Below are 6,214 nucleotides of genomic sequence, written 5' to 3'. Positions count from 1 at the left end.
ATTTTCTCAAAACCAACCAAATACAATGCCATAAAAGAAAACTGAAACGTTATCCGTAAATTCACGGCATGTTACAACGATACCCAAAGGCATTCGAAACCATTCCGGCGGTAAAGCTGCATCACGCCGGAAAGTCCGTGGTGGCCTGGTTCAGGCTTATGGACAAACACGACAGGGAAGAAGGTTTCCTCACTGAAAACACCCTCGTGTTTCTGCTCAAAGGCGTAAAGCATATTCACCTCAGTGACAAAGATATCGTGGCCCATGCCGGCGACCTTATTCTACTGAAGCGTGGCGCCTATTTCATGACCGATTACACCACAGACGGTACCGACTATCAGTCGCTCATGCTATGTACAGATGATACTTTGCTACGCTCCTTTATGAATGATGATGCGGGCTTCAGCGCTCCTGGTCATATACCCCGGCAAACGCCCTCCGCTCCCATGGTCATCCCCTGCTCTCCGGAAGTATTACAGGTACGCGATACCATCCTCAGCTACCTGCAGCAACCCAATAACAACACCGGGAAACTCCTGGAACTCAAAATCCGGGAAGTACTGCTACTAATGCTATCAGGGCCCCATCAGCAGGCAGTCCTGGCATTCCTCTTCCATATGTTCGACAGCAGCGCAGAAAGCATTACCCTCACCATCCGCTATAACCTGCTGCAGCCCTTTACCCTGGAGGAATATGCCAAAATGTGCGGCTTAAGTCTCTCCGGCTTTAAACGCGAATTCTCCCGGCTGTTCCATGCACCACCCAAAAAGTGGATCAATGAGGAACGACTGAAACACGCCCAACAACTGCTGTTGCAAACCAGAAAAAATGTCAATGAAGTCGCGGACGAATGCGGCTTTGAAAATGTATCTTACTTTATCAAACAATACCGGCTGCTATATGGCACCACACCCAAAAATACACAACGGACCAAAAGTGTTATTTTTTGAACGATTCCTGCTACCCGCCTGACCCACATCGCCTGTACCTTTGATAAAAATAAATTCAACTATGAAACGCATTTCCATGGCCGGGCTCATAGCAACCATGCTATTCACCGCCGGCAACGCCTTTGCACAACAACCACTCAACAGCACCGCTTTTATGCATTCACCAGAAAGTGTAGCAACGGATGGTAACAGCTTTTACATCGCGGACCTTGGCCCCGGTGGCGAACCCACCAAAAAAGACGGCAACGGCGTTATCTTTAAAATGGACCAGCAAGGCCACAGCACCGTCTTTGCAAAGGGACTGGATGCTCCTAAAGGCGCGTTTATATGGCATCACCAACTCTTTGTAGCGGATGTAGACAAAGTAAAAGGTTATGATATGACCAGCGGTGCATTGCTGTACAACATAGATGTAGCACCCACTACCAGCTTTCTGAATGATATAGTAGCCATCAACGATTCTACCCTGGTGGCTTCCGCTACGGATGTAAATAAACTCTTTCTGATACACCTGGGCCACCATCCCCGGGCAGAGGAATTATTGTACACCACGCCCATCAGAGGCACAAACGGCGTTGTATATGACAGTCAACGTAAACGCCTGTACGTATGTGGATTTGGTGATGCCGGAAAACCCGATGGACAAATTGGCTTCATCGATATGGCAGCGGCAAAGAAAGTGTTTACGCCACTCACCGACCGACTGGGCTACTACGATGGTATTGCCCTCACCCAGCATAACAGTAAGCTGATTATCTCCGACTGGGTAGCATTTGAAAAGAAAGGAGTGCTGCTGGAACTCGATCTGTCGAACGCAAAAATAACCACGCTGAACCAGGTATTGATTGCCGGCCCGGCCGACTTTACACTCGATCATAAAGGAGATGTGATTACGCCGGCTATGATGGAGGGAAATATTCTGAAATATCGTGTGGCAAAGTAGTTCAAAGCGATTTTTTGTCTTAGAACAGGATTATACTGATTCTGATGATTCTAACGATGATCTTTACGATGATCTTGATGATGATCTTGATGATCATTTTGATCATAATTTTGACAATTATTTTTTAAGAATTTTATTTGATGATGCTGAGAGATAGAAACAGATGTATTCATCTTCCTCTTCCAAAATCTTTAAAATCTGAGATAATCAAAAAAAGTAAAAATCTGGAAAATCATCCAAATCATTATAATCCTGGACAAAGACAAAAACCCGCGCTTACAACCTTACCTGTACACCACCAGCAGCGCCAATGTAAGCACCGTGAAAACGATTATCACCCACGTTTTCAGACCAGATGTAATGATTTACCAGATCAGATCCTACCCCACGTTCGCAGTTAACATAATTAAACGTAGGCCCTGCAAATACTTCCACTCTGCTGCCAAAACGATAAGCAGGATAAATACCCAGCGTATGACGGTTGTAGTCATCGCCTTTAAAGGAAGTCATGAATGTATTGGTAGCTTCGGCATTGACCCGGAAATGAGAGAGCAATGGCAGATGCGCGCCAATACCCGCCTGCAGTGCATATAAAGACGTGCTGTTTTTAGCATTATATCCCACTCCAAGAATACCATACAGGATCCGGCCGCCAGACTTGAAAGCGGCGATCACCGTAGTCGTTTCATCGATGCTCACACTCACCTGTTTCTCTCCGCCTTTCACGATGTTTACCACACCAATAGGACAGTCATTACTATCCGCAATATTGATAAAACCAACCTGCACCCCTTTTACTTTTTTGGCAACATTCAGAAAGCCCGCTACCTGTACATGTACGTTTTCTGCTTTATTCATAAAGCCGGTAACCTGCACGTTTCCTTTGTTCGTAATATTTGTGAAACCGGATATCTGCGCCTGTGAATTATTACGCGCCTTATTCATAAAACCGGCGATCTGTGTACCATCCACATCTCTGCTTACAATATTCGCAAAACCCGCTGCCTGAAAGCCTTTCAGACTACCATCCAGGTTCATGAAAGCTGCTACCTGCGCACCGCCTGCATCTTGCTTTACGTGGTTCATAAACCCTGCTACCTGCACACTATGCGAGGTACGGCCAATATGATTAGAGAAACCTGCTATCTGTACACCAGTGGCACTGTCTTTTATGATATTGGAAATACCCGCAATAGCTACACCTGTTTCAGCTTTAGATAAACCAGCGATAATATTTAATGAAAAATGATTGGTATAGGCAGCTGCATTTTTGCCATTACTACTCAATGGATAAACGAGTCCGATATGTGCGGCACTGGTAAGAGGCGTCTGCGCAAACGCAGCGCTGGCAAGGGATAAAATGGCAACAACAATAATAGTGATCCGGTGGCGAATGTTAAATGTTCTCATGTTCTGTAGTTATTTCGTATAGTATAACGACACGTTGAGGAACATCTACCCCTATGCAAAATGAAAATTAAAAAAGACTGATGCCAGCCTGCCAACCCAGCCAGCCTTTTCCGGAACTACCGATATTGAAAGAAGGATAATGGGTACCGAAATTAATATAATGATGATCAGGGTTTACTTTATTTTCATTGTCGGCAACAGCTATCGACAGCGCTGGTCCCGCAAATAAAGAGATACGTTTTCCCAGCTTTACATTCAGTGAAGGCTGCAAGCGATACACCTGTGTATTATGATCCCAGCCACCCTGCCAGGTGTTTTGTGCAGTAACTTCTGCAGACAGGAAAAGGACTTTATTAAAAGCGATATTTTTTCCGATACCATATCCGATAGACCATGCGTTATTATTTTCGCCGGTACCAAAACCACCCAGCAAAATACTGTACAACTCACTGCGGCCTGCCTTCCAGGCGATATTATACGGCAACACATCGGTACTGAACAACACCACTTTTTTATATCCTCTGCGTACAATATTAATAATGCCAATGCTATAACCATTCACGGTATCGGCAATATTTACAATTCCTATCTGCACACCATCCATTTGCCGCGCATAGTTAAAAAGCGCGCCTAGCTGCAGCCCTTTCATGGTACCATGCGTAACATTTCCGGCGCCTGAAATCTGCGCTCCTTTGGCGTCTTTCTGGCTGTAGTTCACTAGCCCGCTCAGCTGCAATCCTTCAACATTACCTTTCGTATAGTTGAACGCACCAGCCACCTGCCAACCTATTGAATTGCCACGGGTAACATTTGTTATTCCGGATAACTGCACACCATTCATGTTACCATATACCTGACCTATAGCGCCGGTGATCTGCACGCCCCGCAAACTGCTTTCCGTAATATTGCTGATACCAGACATCTGTACCCCTATCATGGAGTCCAGCACGTTGTTATGGAAACCTGCGATTTGTACACCTTTTGTTTTTCCTCCAACCACATTCACCATCCCTGATAACTGCACATGTTGCATATCATTTTTCACAATATTGAATACCGTACCTATTTCCACACCATCTACACCGGCAGCATAGCCACCCAGCATGTTCACAGAAAATTTATTCACTACTTGTCCGCTCATGCGGCCATGGGTACCCAGCCCCGGTGTAAGTGATACCTGGTAAGGCTTATCCGCCAGGAAGGCGCCAATATTCAAACTCGTTAATTTCTGACGGGAAGATAAAAACATGTTACCAAACCAGGTTTTTTCTACCTGTGTATGACCGGTAATATCCACTGTTTTTAGCTGGTAGGTAGTGGGAGAAATACTGACTGCTACTTCCTGATCGTAGCCGGTAGTCAGCAACAGCGAAGTATCTGCGTAGAGGTCTTTACTAACACTAATGGCTGCGGTAGGATATTTATCCTTTAACCGCAGCCTGAAATAACCATCGCTGTTTGTTAATGTAGAAATGAGTTGCTGTCGTTCATAGACACTGGCATTGGGTAGCCGCTGCCCTGTTTTTTTATCCGTGACGATGCCGCTGATCAGATAATAGGTTTGACCCGAAGATTTTTTTAGCAGAATAATATAGTTACCTGATTCTTTATACAGATAATCTCCGGTGAATAAAATATCAAGTACCTGTTTTACCGTTTTATTTTTTACGGAGATGGTCACCAAACTGTCTTGCGGAAGAATCGTAGTTAAATAAGAGAAATAAAAACCGCCTTGTTTGCTGATGGAAATAAGTACCGCTGAAAGTGGCTGCTGCTTTGCTTCTACGCTCACTGTTTTATTCAACAGGCTTTGTGCCGACACCGTGATAGAAAAAATACATCCTAAAAATAAAGTCAGCAATTGCTTAGATAGTAACATACAGTACGAAGGCTATTATTTCAATATGATTTGTGATCCTTTTTTCTCCACCGCAATCTCATAAGTAAGCCCGATTACCTGTAAAGTACTATCCAGCGAACTGTTGGTAAAGGTAGAATTAATCTGCAGATCACGTTTATTATTATCAGCAATCACAATGTTCACACCATATGCTTCATTTAGGATTTCTACCAGTTTCCATAGCGGCGTATTATTGCATACAAAAGTTTGTGTGCGGTAGTAATTGTACAGTTCATCGTTATTGCTTTGTTTGCTGGGGGCGGCCTGTTCACTGGTAACGATGGCTTTCTCATGCTGTTTCAGCTGCACACTATTACTGTTTTTCGTTACTTCCACGGCGCCGGTTTCTACGATCACTTCTGTTTTACCATTGACACTTTTTACATTAAAAGAAGTACCCAGTACCCGAACGGTAACATCATTTACCTTTAATACAAAAGGTTTTCCGGGGTCCTGCGCTACATTAAAAAATGCTTCGCCTTCCAGTTTCACACTTCGTTCTTTTTTAAAGGAAGTGGCATACTCAATAGTAGATTGCTTATTAAGCGTTACCTGGGAACCATCGGGCAATGTTTCGCTTTTAATTTGTTGACCGGAATGTACAATCATGGGTGACCCGTTTGTTTTCGACAGGTACCAGAATCCTGCAGCGCCCAACAGTACAACGAGTACAGCGGCAATACGCAGCAAGGATTTCCAGTTCATGCCGGTATCCAGTTGTACAATACGTGTGGTATTTTCATTGGTACCTACCCGTTGTTGAAAACGGCTCCATGCATCGTTTTCATTCACGGTGCTGTTGGCAGCGAGCTTTTTACTTTCCGTCCAGATGAGGCGGAAATGTTCAAAATAACGTTGGTGCTCCTCCTTCTCTGTCAGCCATTCGGCTACTGCTGCTTTCTCCATAGGTGTGGTAATATCCAGCAGATATTTTACCAGGAGGTCATCGTTTATATAGTCGGATTGTTTTTTCACTTATGCACTTTTACAGGTGGAGCAAAATTAATAACA

General features: G+C 44.3%; 5 protein-coding genes. 2 read left to right on the top strand and 3 right to left on the bottom strand.

Going from position 1 to position 6,214, the window contains the following annotated elements; all coding sequences use genetic code 11:
- The first annotated feature begins 68 nt into the window (after window positions 1-68).
- Together VIP81_RS19885 and VIP81_RS19880 are read left to right on the top strand one after the other, a co-directional pair.
- The gene (locus tag VIP81_RS19885; RefSeq protein ID WP_331965168.1) at window positions 69-950 is read left to right on the top strand and encodes an AraC family transcriptional regulator; all 882 of its coding nucleotides are present in this window, start codon (window positions 69-71) and stop codon (window positions 948-950) included.
- A 61-nt stretch (window positions 951-1,011) separates the two neighbouring features.
- On the top strand, window positions 1,012-1,893 hold the full coding sequence (locus tag VIP81_RS19880; RefSeq protein WP_331965165.1) for a hypothetical protein: 882 nt from the start codon (window positions 1,012-1,014) through the stop codon (window positions 1,891-1,893).
- A 276-nt stretch (window positions 1,894-2,169) separates the two neighbouring features.
- Here the strand turns inward: VIP81_RS19880 and VIP81_RS19875 are convergent, their stop codons facing one another.
- From VIP81_RS19875 to VIP81_RS19865, 3 genes are all read right to left on the bottom strand, one after another.
- Window positions 2,170-3,303 carry a hypothetical protein gene (locus tag VIP81_RS19875; RefSeq protein WP_331965162.1) on the bottom strand — a complete coding sequence of 378 codons (1,134 nt, stop codon included), beginning with the start codon at window positions 3,301-3,303 and terminating at the stop codon, window positions 2,170-2,172.
- A gap of 67 nt (window positions 3,304-3,370) precedes the next feature.
- Window positions 3,371-5,182, bottom strand: a complete 1,812-nt coding sequence (locus tag VIP81_RS19870; protein ID WP_331965160.1) for an STN and carboxypeptidase regulatory-like domain-containing protein — start codon at window positions 5,180-5,182, stop codon at window positions 3,371-3,373.
- Between the two features lie 15 nt (window positions 5,183-5,197).
- Window positions 5,198-6,178 (bottom strand): FecR family protein, encoded by a 981-nt coding sequence (locus VIP81_RS19865; RefSeq protein WP_331965158.1) that lies wholly within the window; start codon window positions 6,176-6,178, stop codon window positions 5,198-5,200.
- Between the last annotated feature and the right edge of the window lie 36 nt (window positions 6,179-6,214).

The organism is Chitinophaga sp., from assembly GCF_036566945.1.
Classification (GTDB): domain Bacteria; phylum Bacteroidota; class Bacteroidia; order Chitinophagales; family Chitinophagaceae; genus Chitinophaga.
This window is presented reverse-complemented; position numbering and strand designations above follow the sequence as displayed.

Coding starts and splice junctions, on each gene's coding strand:
- VIP81_RS19885 (WP_331965168.1), top strand. CDS start 69: ATGTTACAACGATACCCAAAGGCATTCGAAACCATTCCGGCGGTAAAG.
- VIP81_RS19880 (WP_331965165.1), top strand. CDS start 1,012: ATGAAACGCATTTCCATGGCCGGGCTCATAGCAACCATGCTATTCACC.
- VIP81_RS19875 (WP_331965162.1), bottom strand. CDS start 3,303: ATGAGAACATTTAACATTCGCCACCGGATCACTATTATTGTTGTTGCC.
- VIP81_RS19870 (WP_331965160.1), bottom strand. CDS start 5,182: ATGTTACTATCTAAGCAATTGCTGACTTTATTTTTAGGATGTATTTTT.